Annotated in this window: 15 protein-coding genes; 7 read left to right on the forward strand and 8 right to left on the reverse strand. The window is 40.8% G+C overall.

The window, feature by feature from the left end; translation table 11 throughout:
- Positions 1-115: 115 nt before the first annotated feature.
- From ABC361_RS19840 to ABC361_RS19855, 4 genes are all read right to left on the reverse strand, one after another.
- Positions 116-2755 (reverse strand): glycosyl hydrolase, encoded by a 2640-nt coding sequence (locus ABC361_RS19840; protein ID WP_413075555.1) that lies wholly within the window; start codon positions 2753-2755, stop codon positions 116-118.
- Between the two features lie 380 nt (positions 2756-3135).
- Positions 3136-3486, reverse strand: a complete 351-nt coding sequence (locus ABC361_RS19845; RefSeq protein ID WP_413075556.1) for a c-type cytochrome — start codon at positions 3484-3486, stop codon at positions 3136-3138.
- A 118-nt stretch (positions 3487-3604) separates the two neighbouring features.
- Complete coding sequence (gene fbpA, locus ABC361_RS19850; RefSeq protein ID WP_413075557.1) at positions 3605-3766, reverse strand: Fur-regulated basic protein FbpA; 162 nt, start codon at positions 3764-3766, stop codon at positions 3605-3607.
- A 194-nt stretch (positions 3767-3960) separates the two neighbouring features.
- Positions 3961-4536, reverse strand: coding sequence for a TetR/AcrR family transcriptional regulator (locus tag ABC361_RS19855; protein WP_413075558.1), 576 nt, complete (start codon positions 4534-4536; stop codon positions 3961-3963).
- A gap of 127 nt (positions 4537-4663) precedes the next feature.
- On the opposite strand from ABC361_RS19855, the gene ABC361_RS19860 reads away from it, so the two are divergent.
- A complete protein-coding gene (locus ABC361_RS19860; RefSeq protein WP_413075559.1) occupies positions 4664-6760 on the forward strand; it encodes an efflux RND transporter permease subunit in 2097 nt (698 codons plus the stop codon).
- Positions 6757-8553, forward strand: coding sequence for a YhgE/Pip domain-containing protein (locus ABC361_RS19865; protein WP_413075560.1), 1797 nt, complete (start codon positions 6757-6759; stop codon positions 8551-8553). Before ABC361_RS19860 ends, ABC361_RS19865 begins: the two co-directional genes overlap by 4 nt.
- Positions 8554-8609: 56 nt before the next feature.
- On the opposite strand, the gene mqo is transcribed toward ABC361_RS19865, so the two are convergent.
- Positions 8610-10127 (reverse strand): malate dehydrogenase (quinone), encoded by a 1518-nt coding sequence (mqo, locus tag ABC361_RS19870; RefSeq protein ID WP_413075561.1) that lies wholly within the window; start codon positions 10125-10127, stop codon positions 8610-8612.
- Between the two features lie 592 nt (positions 10128-10719).
- Between mqo and ABC361_RS19875 the strand changes: the two genes are divergently transcribed.
- Both ABC361_RS19875 and ABC361_RS19880 read left to right on the forward strand, forming a co-directional pair.
- A complete protein-coding gene (locus ABC361_RS19875; protein ID WP_413075562.1) occupies positions 10720-11295 on the forward strand; it encodes a methyltransferase family protein in 576 nt (191 codons plus the stop codon).
- A gap of 26 nt (positions 11296-11321) precedes the next feature.
- Complete coding sequence (locus tag ABC361_RS19880) at positions 11322-12833, forward strand: phytoene desaturase family protein (protein ID WP_413075563.1); 1512 nt, start codon at positions 11322-11324, stop codon at positions 12831-12833.
- A gap of 141 nt (positions 12834-12974) precedes the next feature.
- Here ABC361_RS19880 and ABC361_RS19885 read toward each other — a convergent pair whose 3' ends face one another.
- The 3 genes from ABC361_RS19885 to ABC361_RS19895 all read right to left on the reverse strand — a co-directional run bounded on the left by ABC361_RS19885 (position 12975) and on the right by ABC361_RS19895 (position 15538).
- Positions 12975-14792 carry a M3 family metallopeptidase gene (locus ABC361_RS19885; protein WP_413075814.1) on the reverse strand — a complete coding sequence of 606 codons (1818 nt, stop codon included), beginning with the start codon at positions 14790-14792 and terminating at the stop codon, positions 12975-12977.
- 115 nt (positions 14793-14907) lie between these two features.
- Positions 14908-15210, reverse strand: coding sequence for a pyrophosphatase (locus ABC361_RS19890; RefSeq protein WP_413075564.1), 303 nt, complete (start codon positions 15208-15210; stop codon positions 14908-14910).
- Between the two features lie 22 nt (positions 15211-15232).
- Positions 15233-15538, reverse strand: a complete 306-nt coding sequence (locus ABC361_RS19895; protein WP_413075565.1) for a DNA-binding protein — start codon at positions 15536-15538, stop codon at positions 15233-15235.
- A gap of 186 nt (positions 15539-15724) precedes the next feature.
- Between ABC361_RS19895 and ABC361_RS19900 the strand changes: the two genes are divergently transcribed.
- The 3 genes from ABC361_RS19900 to ABC361_RS19910 all read left to right on the forward strand — a co-directional run bounded on the left by ABC361_RS19900 (position 15725) and on the right by ABC361_RS19910 (position 19394).
- The gene (locus ABC361_RS19900; RefSeq protein WP_413075566.1) at positions 15725-16321 is read left to right on the forward strand and encodes a hypothetical protein; all 597 of its coding nucleotides are present in this window, start codon (positions 15725-15727) and stop codon (positions 16319-16321) included.
- A 19-nt stretch (positions 16322-16340) separates the two neighbouring features.
- Entirely contained in the window at positions 16341-18050 is a 1710-nt protein-coding gene (locus tag ABC361_RS19905; RefSeq protein WP_413075567.1) for a sigma-54 interaction domain-containing protein, read from the forward strand.
- Positions 18051-18209: 159 nt separating this feature from the next.
- Positions 18210-19394 carry an iron-containing alcohol dehydrogenase gene (locus ABC361_RS19910; RefSeq protein WP_413075568.1) on the forward strand — a complete coding sequence of 395 codons (1185 nt, stop codon included), beginning with the start codon at positions 18210-18212 and terminating at the stop codon, positions 19392-19394.
- Positions 19395-19405 lie beyond the last annotated feature (11 nt).

The raw sequence follows: 19405 nt of genomic DNA on the forward strand, positions 1-19405 counted from the left end.
CTTCTCTCTATATTAATGTAAAAATTCAAACAACTCAAATGTGTAATGAAAATGTTTCACGAGAAACAAATAGAAAAAAGCTTCTACTAGAACGTAGAAGCTTTTCTCCAACACATCACGGATAACTAAACCATTCCGTTTCGTATTGTGGTCCATTTTTCTCATACGTGAAGCGGAAGGAAAGAGACTTATTTTCCACGTCTGGGATCATTAAGAACCACCTGCCCTCTTCTTGTTGCATTCGCACATTTTCTTGACTTCCATCATCTAAGCGATAATGTAGATCTACATATCGCGCAGGCGTATTTGGTGTAAACGTAAGGACCCGATCCGCCTCGTTTTCATCAACCGTTACGGTAAAATCATCTCGCTCGATTACTTTCCCGTCATCACCAGGTTGCTCCGGTTCTTCTGGAGGGGTTGTCGGTGGCGGTCCGTTCCCACCTTGACTAACGTAATAACTATTTCCCTCCACAGTCGCTTCATGTCCATCTGAAAACGTAATTGAGCGAGGGTCACTGTCATAATTGTAGGCAACGTAGACGCTCTCCCCGTTTTGATTAAAAACAGCATATGTTGGAATATTTGCCGTAATATCAGGATTCACTTGTCCAAGCGATGCTAGACTTGTAATCCATTGATACGTCTGGGCTTTCGTACTTCCACGTTCAATAATGGTTTCGTCTCCTGGGTCGAACTCAGTATAATCATCAATCCTTCGCTCCATTTGCGTCTGGGCATCGACTGGATCGGTTAATGCACGGTAGCTCCAGACCATATTGGACCACCAGTTCCAATCCTCTGATCCGTTTGTTCCTTTCAGTGCTTGGTAGGCATTCTCCACATAATCAGGATGATGCCCTAGATAAAGTGCCCCTCCGTGTATCGGGAGCCAGTTGATCGCATACTTCTCCACCGCTCCTGAATTCCACCAGGTCGCATGATCCATCTTTCCACCCCAGTTAATCGTCACAATTTCGGGTTCGTATTCTGGAGGATGAATCTCATCGTGTACATCAAAAAAATACTCGTTTATGGCGCTCATCTCTGTTGTATATAAATAAATCGCTCGATCTAACAGTTCTTGATCATCGGTCGCTTCTGCCCACAAAATTAAATTTGTCCACGCATGCATGGCTTCGGAAGAGGACTCTTGATTGTTCCCTGAATCAAATGTGGCTAATCCATCTGCCCATGAATGCCCCGAGTAGGGATCAAACATTCGTAAATATGGATACATTGGATCATCTCGACCCGCAGCGAAGTCTCGAATGAGCTCATTAACCATTCCACCCCATTCATCACTCTGCGCCCAGTTTGGATTTACCCTTGCTACCTCTGCAGCTGCTTTGACAAAATACCCATAGTGAAAATGATGGTCATTGATTCTGACAGCTGACCCATGCGCTGCATGATAGCCAAGTAAGGTGCCCCAGTTTTGATTATAGTAAAAAAGATTTTCTCCTTTTATTGCATTGCTTTCGTCAGTAGCCTGTAACCAATCTTCAAGATGTTGTTGCAATTCCCCTCTAAAGTCATCACCCAATGCCTGTTCACCTAACTGATCGGCAATCGGCGCTAAATTCGAGAGTTTGCCTAAGTATTTTCCAAGTTCATACGTATCTTGCCCTGTTGGATAGTCATCTTGCGCTTCATGTAAGTATCCGCTTAAACGTTCTGCATCAACCCCTGCATTAGGTAAGCTAGGGAGCACACCTGTATAGGTAAGGTTCGTTTCAAACTGCTCACCTTGCACAAGCTTCATATCGCCTCGAATCGTAAAAAGATCCATTCCTTCAATGACGTTCCCAGCTGATAAATGACGATATTGGTGCGGGTATAAGGCAAACAGGGTACCATTCCCTGACTCACCACTGATCTCTTCTGTTTCCGCTGAATATGTTGTTATAACATCATTGGTTTCGTGGTTCACGTCAAAATTTGCTCGCGTTTCACGCACGACTGAATACGCATGTTCACCGAAAAGTGCTAACGTCTCCGCACGTGTATCTGGCAATTTGGCTACACTTATAAACTCTGATGGATTTTCCCATGTTTGCCCGTTTAACGACCAATTTGACCCTTCAGGAGCAAACGCAGCGTAATGCTTGTTATCATGTGTGGAAAAACCAATCACATGCCCTTCTTCTGCCCACACTTGAGGGTTCTGAGGAAAATCAATGACAGCATGTCCACCTGTATATTCTGCATAGATATATGGAATACCGACACCGTATGTGAGCGCTAAGGACGATGAATCGTTTTCCGCCAACGAGCGCACATGCCAGTCACCGTAATCATCGACTTTCGCGTCATTAAAGTTATTTTCATTGGAATGGCCGATTGTAAAATCGGTTGAAATCGCACCAACGATATGCCATGTACCAGCCTCACTGTTTTCGTGAACGACAACATTATGAGGGGCATCATAAAATACGTTTAGCCCTTTTTCATTTTGCCTCACACTAAAAGGATGCGCATAGTGATTGTTGGCGTATGGATCAACAGCTAATGAACTCCACCACCTATTGGTGGGCATTGGCCCATCTACATTAGAGGTTCGGTAAATCGTTTCCGGTGGCTCCTTTTGTTGATCTGCATAACCAGGATCGCCAATTGAATCAAAATCTATCGGTGGATATTGTAAAGAATAACTCCCTTTCCCCACATCTTTTACCCCTTGATTTGCAAAACTTGATTGAAACGGAAAAAATACAATAAGTGCTAAAACGAATAAAAACCATCTTTTTTTCATTCAAATGCCTCCTCATGAATTTTTGTTTCATATCTTCTCTTGCACATGCATACATTTAACTTGACCCCTTGAATCACTTCTCCTACTTTACTTAGGTTTTTGTACTGAATCCATCGAAAGACGTCGATAAGCAATTGGGAAACGAATAATTTTTTTTGAGACAGATTTAGCGACACAATCAGCTTAATTTATTCAACTTTTTCTCTCAGATCTCTAACTCCGACAACCATCTCCAGTATTGATTTACAAAACAACCGTCAATTCTCTTTTTTAGCTTGGGAAAAAAAGCAATGCGAAAAAAATCGGTCTTCAAAATTTGTCAAAAACCCTTTAAACATTAAAAAAACTACCCAAAATGTTTGAGTAGTTTCCTTCATATCTTATTGATCTGCCAACCACATAGACAAATTATCTACTTCATCTTCTTCTAAATGGGATTGTGCAGGCATCGAACCTTGTCCATTTAAAATAATTTCTTTAATTTCATCCGGAGCCAAGTTATTATTCGCGAGAGCAGGACCAGATCCACCCTCGTCTAACCCAGCATGACATTGGATACAACTCTGCTGATACGTTTGTTCTGCTTGGGCCACATCATAATCACCCATTTCCGAACTTTCCTCGCCACCGTTTCCATTATCAGTTTCCGGTGCCTCTGCATCATCTCCATCGCCACCACCACAAGCCGTTAAAAATAACGTTAATCCGGCCAAAACCATCCACTTTTTCATAGGTAATCTCCTTAATGAAACGAATTTTCTTTTCGTACTACCGCTAAAAATCAGCTAGTATCTTTATTGTTAACCGTTTCAAGAGAAAATTAACCCACTTTTTTATGGATTCCTTGATTTATTTTTCTTTTTCTTCCATTAAACGCAAGAAAGCATCTTCCACTTCTCCATACGACAATTCATATAAATGAGTGTTTTTATATTTATAAACGCCAGCTTTTAACAGCTTTTCAATCATTTTTTCTTGTCTTTTCCTAATTAGCTCCTCTTCCCTTACCATTTCATCACCTGTTCTACCCTTGTTGTGGTTTCATCATACCATAACATCGAGTAAATTAAATAATTTTTACCGGATTAGTAGGGATTGATTATTTGCTATAATTGGAAGTGAATTTTATTATTGATAGATATTCTATGAGCAAAAGTGATAGCACATTAATGCGTTTCTTCTTTATTTAAACACTCCATTTAGATTCAATCACCCTTTCGAAAGCCTGATAATCCATAGTTAATAAACTGATGGATGAGTAAGGCCATTTCTTGAGGGGATTCTTTCTTTCCATTCGCCAGCCAGCTTTCAATGGCATCTACGCCTCCACTTACAACCAGCAACGGAATGTACTCAGATAATTCATCCCCTAGCTGATGTTCTTCCATCCACTTATTCATAATGAAGTTTTGTATAATGTTTGTGACACGCTTTCGAAATGATGTGTCCCCATTTTTACTTAAAAGAATTTGGCACAGCTCACTTCTCTCAGCAACATACTCGAGAATTTTCGTAGACATTTGCAGGACTTCATCTTGCTTTTGAAAGTTATATTGATTGAGCGTTTCATACATATCGTCAAACACTTCTTTTCCAATCTTATCTAACAAATCATAAGGATCAACATAATGACTATAAAAAGTTGACCGATTAATGTTAGCTCTTTCACATAGTTCTTTAACGGTTACAGAAGAAATTGGTTTTCCTTTTAACAAATCCATTAACGCTTCTTTTAGCACCATTCGTGTGAATTGTTTTCGGCGATCAAGCTTCTCAGACAAAGTGTTCACAACCTTTTCATAATTTTATCCGACATAAATATTGAATGTGTTGTTCAGCTAACAGATCTTCTCCAACTGTCTGTTGTATGGACAACACCGTGTAGATATAATGTTAAAAGAAATGAAGATGAAGTCAATAGGGTGGGGAATGGAATTGCTAGTCGATCGAATTATTAAACATAAAAAGGCCGTTGTCATTATTTTTGCTGCATTAACAATGATCTCAGTTGTTGCGCAGTTTTTTGTTTCAACGAATTATAATATGACCGATTATTTGCCAGATGAGGCCCCTTCTACTGAGGGATTAGATGTGATGGAAAGTGAATTTACTGCCTCAATTCCAAATACGAATGTCATGGTACAGGATGTAACGATTCAAGAGGCATTGTCCTATAAAGAAGCATTTGAAGAGATTGACGGTGTAGAGGATGTCCTCTGGCTAGATGACATGATGGATCTACAAGTGCCGTTAGAGATGGTCGATGACAGTATGCTTGAATCCTACTACAAAGATGGGGATGCTTTATTCTCGCTAACGATTACGACAGGTGAAGAAGTCGAAGCGACAGACGCACTTTACGAAGTTATTGGCGATGAAAATGCGATCTCGGGTGAAGCAGTCAACAACGCAACATCACAAAACATGGCTGTAACAGAAACGATCTATGCAGCCGCATTACTCGTACCTGTCATCATCATTATTTTGGTACTTTCCACAAATTCATGGGCAGAACCTTTATTTTTTCTCACCGCAATTGGTGTTTCTGTGTTAATTAACCTTGGTTCAAACATTTTCTTAGGGGAAATTTCGTTTGTCACCCAATCCGTTGCTCCTATCTTGCAATTGGCCGTCTCTCTGGATTATGCCATCTTCTTGCTACATAGTTTTAACGACGAACTAGCCAAGGGGAAAAAACCAGAACAGGCGATGGCTGCAGCGATGAGAAATTCATTCCCTGTTATTTTTGTTAGCGCCGTTACAACGTTCTTCGGTTTCATGGCTCTTATGTTTATGGACTTTGAAATTGGTGCTGACTTAGGCCTTAACTTAGTGAAGGGGATTGTATTTAGCTTTATATCCGTCGTTGTCTTTTTACCTGCACTAACGCTCTTACTCTATAAATGGATTGAAAAAACACGCCATAAGTCGATTGTACCTAGCTTTAAAGGAATTGGGGCGAAGATCTTAAAATTACGCTACCCTGCGCTTATTCTTGTATCCTTGTTGATCGTGCCAAGTTTTATTGCTCAAGGAAGTACGTCCTTTATCTATGGGTTAGGGGACTTACCTGATACAACCCGAGCTGGCGCAGATGCTGCACTTATTGAAGAAACGTTTGGTGAGTCCACTCCAATTGTTGTACTTGTTCCGAATGATGATATTGCAAAAGAAGAAGAACTCGTCAATCAATTAGAAGAACTCGATTACGTTGATTCAGTAATGGCTTATGCCAATGTCGTTGGAACAGGTATTCCAGCTGAATTCCTCGATGATTCGGTTATAAGCGAATTTCAATCCGAAAACTATAGTCGCATTATGGTCTCAACCGATGCTGGTGTAGAAGGAGATGTTCCGTTTGGTTTAGTGGAAGATGTGCGTCAATTAAGTGAGTCTTATTATGGTGCTGATGCTTATACACTAGGGGAAAGTGTCACGCTTTATGATATGAAGGAAACCGTTACAGTCGATAATCAAGTTGTCAATACGATTACGATCGTCACCATTGCGATTGTCCTGATGATTACGTTTCGATCGATTTCGATCCCCATTATCTTGCTTGTGACCATTCAATCGGCTGTTTGGATAAATTTAGCCATTCCATACATCACCAATGACCCACTTGTGTTTGTCGGCTACTTGGTGGTAAGTACCGTTCAGCTTGCGGCAACCATTGATTACGGCATTCTCTTGATGGAAACGTATAAACACCATCGTCAGCGCATGCCGGCGTTTCCAGCGATGAAGCAAGCATTAGATGAGAAATTTTTTTCCATCATTATTTCCGCGGCGATTCTATCAAGTGTTGGGTTAATTCTATGGATTACGTCGTCCAATCCAACAGTTTCATCCATTGGACTTTTACTCGGACGAGGAGCATTGCTCGCTTTTGTTCTCGTCGTCGTATTCTTGCCAGCACTGTTACTAGTTGGAGATAAACTTGTTAAAAAAACAACATACAAACCAAATTTTCATGAAGAGAACAAGGAGGAGACCGATCGATGAAGAAACGATGGACCATTGGCGCTGCTGTATGTGTACTTATGCTGACACCTCTTTCTTACGCAGCCGCTGAAACAGAAGGAACAATTGAAAGCAAAGATGAAGTCATTTATGCGAACTTATTTGCACAAGGGGACATTGAAGAGCTTTATATCGTCAATGCCTTGACGGTTTCAGAAGACGGAGCCATCTCTGATTTTGGTCACTATGACAGCATCACAAACTTAACCGATCTTTCAACGATCGAACAAGAGGATGACCAAGTAAAACTAGAAGCATCTACAGGCACGTTCCACTATCAAGGAAACATTCACGATCAACCTGAACTGCCTTGGAACTTTGAGATTCGCTACATTCTAGACGGAGACGTCGTCGAACCAAAAGACATCATTGGTCAAGATGGCTCATTTGAACTTGAGATTGATGTTACACAGAACGAAGACGGAAATGAGCGTTTTTTTGAAAATTATCTTCTTCAAGTATCTATTCCTTTAAACAGTGAATCGTTTAAAGAGGTTGATGCTCCTGATGCAACAGTTGCAAATGCAGGAAAAAATAAACAGTTGGCTTTCACGGTCATGCCTGAAGAGGAAGCAGAATTACGTATTTCTGCAGAAGCATCAGACATTGAACTTGATGGCATAGAGATTTCGGCATTACCGTCGTCCTTTGCCGTGGAGATGCCTGATACAGATGAACTTACCGGGGAATTCGATTCCTTAACAGGAGCAATTGGTGACCTAGCAAATGGAGTAGGTGAATTAAAAACAGGCATTGACGGCTTGTCTGGGGGGTTAAATGAATTAGGGACTGGTTCCGCTCAATTTCAAACAGGCTTAGGTGAGCTGTCTGCAAATGGAGATGAGCTCGTGACAGCCTCCAGTCAAATACAAGCTGGACTCAATGAATTAAACAATGCCTTGAGTCAGTCTGATTTAAATACAGGTATGGATTTATCCGTTGGTTCTGACTTAACAGATGGCATTGATCAACTTGTCACTGGATTAGATGAGCTGTCAGGAGGCTTGACTGAGTTAGGCACGCATCATGAACAAGGCTATCTCGCACTAGAAGAAGCGGTCAACGCAATTCCTGAGGCAACCTTATCAGAAGAAGACATCGGCAAGCTATATGAAACGACTGAAGATACGGAGACGCTCGATGCATTAGTTTCATCTTATACAGCCGCCCAAACGGTGAAAGGTACATTTAATGGTGTGAAGGAAGTATTTTCCTCTGTAAAACCTGCACTAAATGAAATGAGTACATCGACTTCAGAAATGGGAAATGGCTTGAGCGAACTATCCAATTCCTTATCCTCTCTTGAAGATTCGTTTGACTTTGATAGTGGTTTAGACGAATTAACGACTGGTATTGCTGAACTTGCAAATCGATATGGGCAATTCCATGAAGGATTAGATTCCTATACATCAGGTGTTTCCACAGTAGCTTCTGAGTATAATCAAATTCAAAACGGCATTGAAGAGTCAGCAGCCGGTTCCTCTGAACTTGCCAATGGCGGTGCAACACTTCATTCGGGTATCAATGAACTTCATGATGCAACAGCAGAAATACCAGAACAAATGCAACAGGAGATTGATGATATGATCTCGCAATATGACAAATCGGATTTCGAACCCGTTTCCTTTGTTCACGAAAACAACAATGACCTTGTTGAGAATGTACAGTTTGTGATCCAGACTGAACCGTTAACGAAAGATGAACCCACGCAAGAAGTAGAAGAGGAAGAAGAGCTTAGCATTTGGCAACGCTTCTTAAATCTATTCCGGTCATAAAAAAACGCCCTCTCCGTAACCACTCTTAAAGAGTTTACGTTGGAGGGCGTTTTCTTTTACGCTAAATGCTCTTCTGTCTGTACATACGTCTCTTCAAGCTGAAGCGCTCTAGCTGTTGATGTTTGAATTTCTTTTAAAAGCGCTGGATGGCTCATTAATAGCTTTCCATAAGACGGCACCATCTCTTTAATTTTTGGCTCCCACCCATCAATTTCGTTCGGGAAGCATTTTCCTAAGATTTCTAACATGACGTGAACGGCAGTGGATGCACCCGGAGAAGCGCCTAGTAATGCGGCTACAGATCCATCTTCCGCTGTGACCACTTCTGTGCCGAACTGCAACGTTCCTCTTCCGCCTGCCTCTGTATCTTTAATGACCTGAACCCGTTGGCCAGCTACAACCATTTCCCAGTCTTCACTTTTCGCATTTGGAATAAATTCTTTTAAATCATCCATCCGCTTTTCGTTCGATAACATCACTTGCTGAATTAGATAGCGCGTCAAGCCCATTTCCTTAAAACCTGCGCCAAGCATCGTAAATAAATTATTCGGCTTTACAGAGCCAATTAAATCAAAATAAGAACCCGTTTTAAGAAACTTTGGTGAAAATCCCGCAAACGGACCAAATAGTAATGATTTCTTATTATTAATGTATCGTGTATCTAAATGTGGAACAGACATTGGCGGTGCGCCAACTTTTGCTTTGCCATAAACTTTCGCATGATGTTGCTCCACCACTTCTGGGTTATTACAAACAAGAAACAGTCCACTTACCGGGAAGCCGCCAATTCTGCGTGATTCTGGGATGCCTGTTTTCTGTAAAAGCGGTAGACTCCCTCCGCCAGCACCGATAAACACAAATTTAGCCGAGTGATTCTCCGTTTCACCCGTCTGTACATTTTGGACTTTTAATTTCCAGGACCCGTCAGAGGCTTTCTTAATGTCTCTTACAGCGTGTTCATAACGTACATCGACATTTTCTTGTTCCAGGTGATCGAACAAGATGCGTGTGAGGGACCCAAAGTTAACGTCTGTTCCAGTATCAATCTTTGTAGCCGCAACTGGTTCATCGCCTGCTTTGCGCCCTTCCATCACAAGCGGCATCCACTCTTTTAACACATCTGGATCATCACTAAACTCCATTCCTTCAAATAGAGGGTTGTCTGATAACGCTTCCATACGCTTTTTTAAAAAGATGCCATTCTTTTCTCCTTGAACCATACTGATGTGAGGAATTGGCATGATAAAATCTCTCGGGTTTTCAATTAGCTTTTTTCTTACAAGATAGGACCAAAATTGACGTGACAGTTGAAAGTGTTCATTTACTTTAACAGCTTTACTGATATCGAGTGTTCCGTCCGGTTTTTCCGACGTATAGTTTAATTCACACAGTGCTGCATGACCTGTACCTGCGTTATTCCATTCATTTGAGCTTTCTTCTCCTGCACTTTTCAACTTTTCGAAAACGGTTACTTTCCAGTCTGGTGCTAACTCTTTTAATAACGTGCCTAGCGTCGCGCTCATCACTCCAGCGCCAATTAAAATAACGTCTGACTTAGTTTCTCTATAGCTCATTTCGCTCATCCTTATGTCCATTAGTCTTTAGAAAAACCTCTATTATCTAATAATAAACCATTTGAGCCAGATAAAAAAGGTGTGAAGGAAGCAAATTGCGTATTTTTCTTAATAAAACCCGAAATAACGGCTTTTTGCTTGATTTTTTTAGTATTCCACAACTTATTTGATTATACACATCATAGTGCTTTTCACTTCCATTTGGCAAGCAAAAACTTAAGATGCCCTTATTTCTGTAAAACACCTATTGCCACTTCTCCCCTATACTGTATGCGTTTTAGCGTGTCCTTATTAAGTTGATTTTGTTTTGGGGTATATACTAGACTGAAGATCTTTCGATTTACTAAAGCTAGTAAAAAAAAATTGGCGAACGCTTTCCGCAGGAGTCGTCAACTATTTTATCATTAAGAGTTAAAAATAACTAAAAGATATAAATAATAGTAGAACCGTCCCTCTCATTAATTTAAAGAACACCCACGCACTCATAAGTGAATAAACTCACCACCAACTTGTACGTACGTAGTACAAGTTTTTTTTATTATCGGTTTTATTTTAACTGCTTGGGACATACGTATAACTGTAGTAAGGGGAGGTGAAACATTCATTGCCGTGGGTCGACGTTCTGTTTATTAGTCTGACCGTTTTATGGGTAAGTGAGTTCTTCCTTTTTAAAGGAAAACGAGCAAGCGATGGTAAGAACGAGCAACAGGAGAATAAAAGCTTTTATCTCATTTTATCATGCGTTGTTGCCTGTATCAGCGTTTGCATTCTACTTCAGCAATTAGAATGGACACGCATGACCGTTGCTTCTATACCGTTTATAGGTGTTGTGATTTATAGCGGAGGAATTAGCTTGCGATACTGGTCCATGTATCTTCTACGTAAACAATTCTCTCGCCATGTCCAAACCTCTTCTTCTATGGATTTAGTTAGTAGTGGTCCTTACCGTATCATGCGTCATCCACTGTATACGGGCTTATTTCTGTGTGTGCTAGGTGTTGCGTTTTATACCGGAACGGTTGTAGGTATTCTTTTAACCACAGTCGTTATGCTCACTGTACTTATGAAACGTATCCAATTAGAAGAACAAATGCTAACAGCAACACTACCCAAACACTACGATAAATGGAAGCAAACGCGCTGGGTTTTGTTTCCTTGGGTGTATTAATAGACAACGATAAAGGTGTGTGAGTTATGGAGAAAAAACAAGCAGTTATCATTGGAGGCGGTCTAGGTGGTCTATCTGCCGCTGTTAGCCTAGCAGCTCAAGGTCACGACGTAACCGTGCTTGAAAAAAATGAGCGTATTGGTGGAAAATGCAACATTCGTAGTGGTGAAGGCTATCACTTTGATACAGGTCCTTCCATCTTAACAATGCCTTGGGTTCTTGAAGCTTTGTTTAAACGAGCTGGTCGAGACGTAAATGATTACATGAAAATTGAACGAGTCGAACCTCAATGGCGAACCTTTTTTGAAGATGGTGTAACTATTGATTTAAAAGGTGATTTGCCAGATATGCTTGAAGAGATTAAAAAAATATCGCCAGAAGATGCTGCACCATTTATGAATTATTTAAATTATAGTGCGCAAATGTATGAGCTTTGTATGAAAAGCTTTTACAACAGAAGTATTTCTGGCTTAAGTGAACTACGCAAACTACACACATTGCGTGAATTAATGGCTTTTGACCCGATGAAGACATTAAATGAGGGAACAGAACGATACGTGAAAGATCCTCATATTCAGCAGTTCATTAATTTCCTAGTTATGTATGTAGGATCGTCCCCATATCAAGCACCAGCTGTTCTTTCTCAGCTTGCGTATGTACAGTTTGGGCTTGGCAACTTCTATGTAAAAGGCGGTATGTACAATATCGTTCGTGGAATGGAGAAACTACTTGCGGAGCTAAACGTGACCATTCGGACCGAAACCCAAGTCAAGAGCATTATTCAAATTGATTCGGTTGCAAAAGGTGTGCGGCTAGCAAATGGAGAGGAAGTCCTTGCAGACATCGTTGTTTCCAACTTAGAAGCCATCCCTGCCTATCGTCATTTGCTACAAGAGCATCCGCAGCATAAAGCACAAGAGAAGAAACTAGAGAAATTTGAACCAAGTGTTTCTGGACTCGTTCTACTACTTGGTCTGAAACGTATATACCCACAGCTCGCTCATCATAACTTCTTTTTTTCAAAAGATCCTGAATTAGAGTTCAAACAAATATTTGAAGAAAAACGACCAGCTGATGATCCTACTGTCTACATCGGCATTTCTTCCAAATCTGATCCTAGCCAAGCACCAGAAGGGAAAGAAAATCACTTTATCCTCACTCATGTTCCGCCATTAAAAGAAGGCGAATCTTGGGAAAAATATAAAACAAGCTACCGAGAAACGGTGTTAAGTAAATTAGAGCGAAATGGTCTTACCACAATTCGAGAGGATATAGAATTTGAACTGTCGTTTACACCTGATGATTTGCAATCCTTGTATGGCGCAAACGGTGGTTCAATCTATGGTGTTGTTGCGGACAAAAAGAAAAATGGCGGTTTTAAAATTCCAAGCCGAAGCGAGCTTATTTCCAACTTATACTTTGTTGGTGGCTCCACTCACCCAGGTGGTGGTGTCCCAATGGTCACATTATCAGGACAACTAACAGCTGACTTAATTGCAGAAGATCTTAAGAGCAAACAACAAGCAGTTGCTCGTTGACCACTTGATTTAGTCCTACATGAAAATAGCCCTGAAAACGGGCACGTTCACCACCGGCACAAGTGCAACATCAGCCCATGCTGCGTTGCACTTACCATGCCTGTGCCCGAAAAGGCTAATTCCCCAATCAAACGATCCCCATTAGAAGCTGTTTTCTAATTCATCAACAATGCTGCCGATATGGCGAATGGCTTCTTTGATCACATCCATGTTGCCCATATCAATACCTGCCTGTTTGTATAGCTCTAATCCACTTAATGTTCCGCCCATTTTTAATACCTGTGTGAAGGATTCACCTACTACCTCTCTCTCCGTTTCTATACGTTCCGCAATCACTGTAGACGCAGATGTACCAATTGAATATGTGAACGGATAAAGCCCCATATAGTAGTGTGGCTGTCGCATCCACGTTAATTTAGCGTATTCGTCTATTTCCACCGTATCGCCCCAAAAAGATGCTAATATATCCCCTTTTGTTTCGCTTATTACGTGTGTCGATAAAGGAATACCCTCATCAGCCAATTTATACAAACGTCTTAATAACTCTGCTTCTAAAATATGCGTAACGCAATTATGATGATAACTCATCATGAGGTACATATTCAGCCAACGGTGAAGACGCGCATCGCGACGATTCTTTTTCAAATAAGACACAATTAAATGCTCCACTAAGGTTGAGGGAGCTTCCACAAATAATAAAGACTGCCCATTGTTTATCATTTTTTGCTGATCCGCTGATAAGTTCGCATGTACTGCATGTCCAAGTTCATGGCCAAGCAACACGAGGTCGAATAAGTTTCCTCCCCACGGATAAAAGGAATACCCGTGCACACCGTGAACACCGCCGCCAAATGCAATCATTCTTCTACCTACATTGTTGCCTCTATACACCCAACGATCGGTAAATGCTTTCCTCATCAAGTCCTGATATTCCCTACCTAACGGTTCCACTGCAGCAACAATAATGTCACCTGCTTCTTCAAACGTAATCGAGGGATCAAAATTAGGATCAAGCGGTGCTTTTACATCGGAAAATTTCAGTGATTCCAAGCCAAGCTGTTCCTTTCTCAAACGAGCATAGCGCTGCATATGAGGAGCCAGATACTGTTGAAAGGTATCCAATACATTTTCAAAATAGGACGCAGATACGCCATCTCCTTCATAAAACTGATTATTCGCTGGGGGTGCATACTGAAGCAAGTACGTTAATGTTGACGGGAATTGTCTTAGATTTGCCATTGCGACATTCTTTTGTATTTCATTTGTTAAGGATTGAGCCAGTCCATGTTGATACTTTTTTAATCCTTCTGAAAGTGACTCATACGCATTCCTTCTAAGAACGGTGTCCGGTGATGTTTCAATTTGCGTCATATATGTAAATAATGAAACAGACACATCGCGCCCATCCTTATCTTTTACATCTTCAAATGCCATGTCAGACGAAGTAATTGACATATAGATCGTATTCCCTACATTTAACGGTTGCTTAACTGCAGAGAGGGCTTTTTCAACATTGGGTTCTAATGTATGAGGGCGGGAAAGATTTAACTTTTCAATAAAACGATGATACTGCGTAAGTCCCTTCTCTTCTTTTAGAAAAGTCGCCATTCTCTCTTCAGAAAGCTCAAGCAGTTTGTTTACAAGACGTGAGCTAAAGGAAGACACTTTCTTTCCAAGAAGTTGAGAACGCCCCATTCGACTTTGATTGTATTGATCCGTACTGTCTTCCGAGTATTTATAGAGCGCATAGCTACCTAGACGGCTGTAATGTTCCATCATTTGATTATATTCATGTAATGTAGATAGTAAATCGGTCGCACTATTAATCGCTGGTTGCGTCTTCAACAATTGACTTAGTGCCTCTTCCTGTTGAAGATACGCATCTTCCCACGCTTGATCAGAATCATAGATAGGGGTTAAATCCCATGTCTCTTCAACTGGTATATCTTTACGCAACATCGTCCTCAATTCGACCACTCCCATTAAATGAATTTACTATTTTGACAATAACACAACGATATCGCCACTGCCACGTTTGAACCGTCTTCCTAGCGTGGTTGCTAGGAAGAGAACGTTATGACCACGTTCTCTTCCGATTGATTTCCATTTTTTCTGAGAAAGCTTCTGTTAAATTAATCTCATAGCGATTGGCAATTTCTACTGCGTTCCAAATCACATCAAAAATTTCGTGGCTAAGAGCTTGTTTAATTTCCGCTTTTTTCTCTAAACTCTCTGTGTAACGATAGTTCAACATCTCCTGCGCCATCTCTCCTACCTCGCTCATAAAAAACAAATAGCGCTCTTCATCAGAAACCTCATCGAATCCCTTTTCTTCACAAAAATCTTCAACGTATTGTTGAAACTTCTTCCACTCCATTATGTCATACCTCCTCTATGATCTAAGCGTCTCGATACAATTCATCTGAATTCAACCACTCTTGAAATTTCACCAGATGGTAATACGTCTTCCCATTTAAAACAATTTTCGGTGCTCCGTCCTTTTTTCTTAGTAGATCTTCCATGTCTTTCTCACTGATATTAACGTACAAATATAACTGATTTTCTTCAATTAATTGATAATAGGCATGATATTCTTGTGCATCTGATTTACTTTGAAACTTTTTTAAACCATTTCCAATGAAATAACCGAGCAATGCGAGCCCTACCGCAACCCAAAAAAAGCTAAGACCTACTTCAATATTCATTCCTACCCCTCCTAAGTATCCTATCCTCCACTATAAACGTAAAACGAAAGAAGGAGAAGGACCAGGCGAGAAGACTTGCACAATTTTCTACTAAGCTACGTCTATATTTAAGAAAATATTTTTACAATGTGCAAATACATTTGTTACGCTTATTAGGATTTTTAACTTTGTTAGAGGAGGGTTCACATGACAAAACGTAACACCGCACTTATTCTTTTAGCCATCATTCTTACAAATAGTCTCTTCTTTGCTTTAGACGCTGTTCATTTCTGGCGAATTACGTTAGACATTCCCATGGTTCTTGCACTTATGTTCGTAAATGGTCTTTTGTTTATTGGAATCGGTCTCGTCAAAGCAAATCCTAAAGCCATTCGAACAGTATCTGGGGTGTTTGCTATGGGCTTACTCTTCTTTTCTTCTACAATGATTTTTCTTGTCGATATGTTTACTGAATCAAGCCAAGTGGCTCTTCAATCAAACAATGGAGACATGGAGATCATTGCCTATTATGAAGATCATTCGTTTCTCGATATTTCGCTAACCATGAATGTGTACGAAAAAAATGGATTTTTCCCGCGACAAATTAATGAGGAAGACATCCATTTTTATATTCCCATGCGTGAAAAACAAAATCGTGAGCATACATATTTTCTTGGATTGGAAGACGTACAGTGGACATCAGAAAATGAAATTATCTTATCCACTTGGAGGGAAGAGACTATTTTAAATGTGAGCAAAGGAAGTTCGATTGAAAATGGCGAAAGGTTACACATACAATCCTAATGATTAACAGGTGATTTTCATGAATGAACGTCTTTTATTTGATTCAACATCTACTTCTTGTATGGACATCGTTCAACCGATCACGTTAGTAGCCAATCAATTGCGATCCTATTCTCGATGGGCGCTCCTTGTCGCTCAGTCTAAACATTCAGTGGTTGTGCTTGACGATAATGGCCAAGCACTCGGAGCTCTCCTACCTAATTTCAATCAACATAAACAGTCGAATAATTCGTTAGAAATGTACGTAAAAGACGAATGGCTTACACCGATTACGTACGTTACACCTACTTGTTTAGTAAAGCAATTACCCAATTCTCCTACTACACTGATCGTTGTACGGGACGACAATCGTTTACTTGGCACCATCTGTTGGAGTCAACTTCAAAGCAATTCCGCTGAAAATAAGAAACAGAGTTTAATTTTAGAAACGATCTTTGAAACTGCGTATGAGGGAATTGTCCTTGTCGATCAGCAAGGACGTATTGTTCAAATGAATCAAGCATACCGTAATTTTATTGGCGGCATCTCAGAAGAAGCCGTTGTCGGCAGACCTGTTCAAGATGTCATTGAAAATACGCAGTTGCACCACGTCGTGAAATCAGGCTTACCTGAACGGGGAAAGGTTCAACTAATTCAAGGACAAAAAATGGTCGTCCATCGCATCCCCCTTTGGCAAAATGAACAGGTCGTTGGCGCAATTGGCATGCTAATTTTTGAAGGGGTGTCTGAACTCTATCAAATTATGAAGCAAATGAGTGGCAAGACGGAAGAGATTAAAGTGGACACGCTCTCACCAAGCGTCAAGACGTGCACATTTGAGAAAATGGTTGGGAAAAGCGCATCCTTACAAGCAGCTAAGAGCTTTGCGCGCAAAGCAGCACGAACCACAGCATCGGTCTTAATTACTGGCGAAACAGGAACGGGTAAAGAATTGTTTGCTCGTTCCATTCACCAGTTAAGTGCACGAAAAGAACGTCCCTTTATAGCAGTTAATTGTGCGGCGATGCCGGAAACACTCCTAGAAACCGAACTTTTCGGCTATGAAGAAGGCTCCTTTACTGGTGCGAAACGAGGTGGGGCAATCGGTAAGTTTGAACAAGCTACAGGCGGAACCCTTTTTTTAGATGAAATTGCGGATATGTCACAAGCGATGCAAGCCAAACTCCTTCGTGCACTTGAAACACGAGAGATTACCAAAGTAGGTGGAAGTCAAACTCATCAAGTAGATATTCGTTTGATTGCTGCAACGAATCATGACCTTGAACAAAAAGTTGAACAAGAGACATTCCGAAAAGACCTGTATTACAGAATTCACGTCATTCATTTAAAATTACCGTCATTAAAAGAACGAAAAGAAGACATTCCTAGTTTACTTCGACACTATATTGATTTTTTTGCTCATGATTACCAAGTTGAACAAAAAGAATTTCAGGAAGAGGCCATCCAAACCTTGCTCGCCTATGATTGGCCTGGTAATATTCGCGAACTTGTAAACGTTGTCGATTACGTCATGACCATTTGTGACCATCGGAAGGTGTATCGTGAAAACCTTCCAGAATCAATTCGTCTGGCTCATGAACCGCAATTTGCACACATCGCGCTTAATCAAGAACAAATGCGTATCAGAGAGGCACTGATTCAAGCGAACGGAAGTAAAACGAAAGCAGCTCAATTGTTAGGGATTCACCGCGCCACACTCTACCGGAAAATAAAAGAACACACGATATAATCGGAAGTCGTTTTTCTTACTAAAGAGGAAAGCGACTTTTTGTGCGACACCCCGTTTCAAACGTTGCATATTTGCGACACATAAAAATGTAAGCGCTTTATTTTAAAGCATTTTACTATGGCATAGATTTTGCAAGTTGGTAAGTAGGAGGGATAAAACATGAACATGAGAGTCAATCATTTACCATCAACCATCGTTTACGGTGAAGATAGTTTCAAACAATTAGGCGCTGAAGCTGCGAAAGTCGGAGCCCATGCGCTAATTATTAGTGATCCGATTATGGAACAATTAGGGAATATCGAGAAAGCAATACAGCTTCTTCTGGAACACGGAATTCATGCATCGGTTTATACAGGCGTGAACGCTGAGCCAGAAGATACATACGTTTATGAGGCTTTAGAGCAATTATTTCATCATAATTGTGACCACATCATTGCCATTGGAGGCGGAAGTTGCATTGATACAGCAAAAGCGGTTGCCGTTGTTTCAACAAATGGTGGTGATATCAGTGACTACATGAATAACCAATCGATTGCACGAAAAAAAGCACTCCCTTTACTTGTTGTTCCTACAACAGGTGGCACAGGTTCAGAAGTAACAGATGCGACAGTCATTACGAATACGACGACAGCAGTGAAGATGATGATTAAGCAAGAAGCCTTTATGCCTCAAGTAGCCATTGTGGATCCAGTACTAACCATATCCTCACCGCCTAGTATTACGGCAGCAACTGGTGTCGATGCCTTAACCCATGCGTTAGAAGCTTACCTCAGCAAAAAAGCACACCCATTTACAGATACACTTGCGTTGTCTGCAATTGAAAAACTGTACCACCATGTTCTCATTGCTTATAAAGATGGCACGAACCTCCAAGCGCGGCACGAAATGATCTACGGTTCCATGCTCGCAGGAATGGCCTTTTCTAATTCTTCTGTTTGTCTCGTACATGGGATGTCTCGGCCAATTGGCGCACTTTTTCATGTCCCTCACGGGGTTTCAAATGCCATGCTGTTGCCTGTCGTTCTGACGTATACACAAAATCATTGTACGAAACGGTTAGCAGAGATTGGACGTGTCTTGTTCCCTGAAAAGAAAACCGCACAAGAGGAACAGCTTGCGGAAATCGTTGTGGATCGAATTGTATCATTATGTCAGCAGCTCGATATCCCTACCCTATCTGAATGGGGGGTTGATCAAGAAGCCTTTTACGACGCGATCGACAAAATGGCAAATGATGCATTAATGAGCGGCAGCCCTCAAAACAATCCAAAAGTACCTTCTAAGGAAGACATCATGACGTTATATAAAGAGTTAATAAATCGAAAATCGACTGTTTCCCACTAAGGAGGCAAGGC

Origin of the sequence: Shouchella phoenicis (assembly GCF_047238345.1) — a bacterium.
Lineage (GTDB): Bacteria > Bacillota > Bacilli > Bacillales > Bacillaceae_D > Shouchella.